The organism is Allobaculum fili (assembly GCF_020969955.1).
In the GTDB taxonomy this organism is placed as follows: domain Bacteria; phylum Bacillota_I; class Bacilli_A; order Erysipelotrichales; family Erysipelotrichaceae; genus Allobaculum; species Allobaculum fili.
In genome coordinates this window covers 1-1,033 of record NZ_JAHDSX010000091.1, presented here as the reverse complement: position 1 = coordinate 1,033, position 1,033 = coordinate 1, and the positions used below count along the sequence as shown (strand labels likewise).

Sequence of the window (1,033 nt, the reverse complement as noted above, 5' to 3'; positions counted from 1 at the left end):
AAGCCCGGCAGCGATGAGGGAATGAAAAGCAGACCGTTATTCGATTCATTGGAAACTTGAAAAGCAGCTGAAGAGTTAGTAGAGTACATACGGGATCTCCTGTATCTGGTAGTCTTGATCGACTCTTTCAGCTTACGGAAGACCCTTTTTATTTTCTATATTAAACTGTACCCCAGAAAGTGGACAATTTTTTAGAGTCAACCTATTCCAAGGACACCCGATTAGCAGCGACCCCAACTACTGGACGATCGTTTTGATCTGTTCCCTAATTGCGGACACTTTCTAATCGACGTTCTTTCGCTGATCACTTTCAGCCCGCATACTGTTCGTGACGGAAATCCCCAAAGGAGACCATTATGAACAGAAATCGCTTCAGCGAAGAACAGATGTCAGCTCTGGCAGCCAATCCATACACAAAGGCTGTCTTTCCAACCACGCTCAAATTCACTGACGAATTCAAGGCCGAGTTCCTTCGCCTTTACAACCAGGGCTGCCTTCCACGGGAGATCTTTGTGAAGCTCGGATATGATCCGAAAATGATCGGGGAGAGCAGAATGTCCAACACTGCCTATCTCATTTCCCAAAGCCGGAAAAAGACATGTGATAAAGGAGATGAAGTGGCCAGACTGGAAGGCGAAGTCCGGGCATTGCGCAAAGAGCTCGATACACTAAAAAAAATTATTGCACTGGCGAACTCGAGGAAGCCAGGTTGCTCATGATGAACAGGCCTGCTTCAAAATACGCGCTGATTCAGGATGTCATTATGGATCCGGAAAATGTCCTGACTGTGACTGAGCTGTGTGCAATGAACGGTGTCAGTCGTTCAGGTTACTACAGCTGGTGTGCTCAGACAGAAAGCCGTGAACAAAGAGAAGCCCGGGACAGAGCAGATTTCGAACTGATTCTGCAGGCTTTCCGGAAAGCGCGCGGCCATGCCGGTGCCAGACAGATCCAGATGATCCTTCTCCATCAAAGCCCCAGTATCAGGTTCAACATGAAAAAGATCCGGAGGCTCATGAGAAAGTTCAACCTG

At 47.7% G+C, this 1,033-nt stretch carries 2 protein-coding genes; both read left to right on the top strand.

Annotation, left to right across the window (positions count from 1 at the left end; all coding sequences use genetic code 11):
* Nucleotides 1–356 precede the first annotated feature (356 nt).
* Entirely contained in the window at nucleotides 357–719 is a 363-nt protein-coding gene (locus Afil_RS10620) for an HTH domain-containing protein (RefSeq protein WP_230268530.1), read from the top strand.
* A 44-nt stretch (nucleotides 720–763) separates the two neighbouring features.
* The coding region (locus Afil_RS10615; RefSeq protein ID WP_230268529.1) for an IS3 family transposase at nucleotides 764–1,033 on the top strand (270 nt) is incomplete at its 3' end.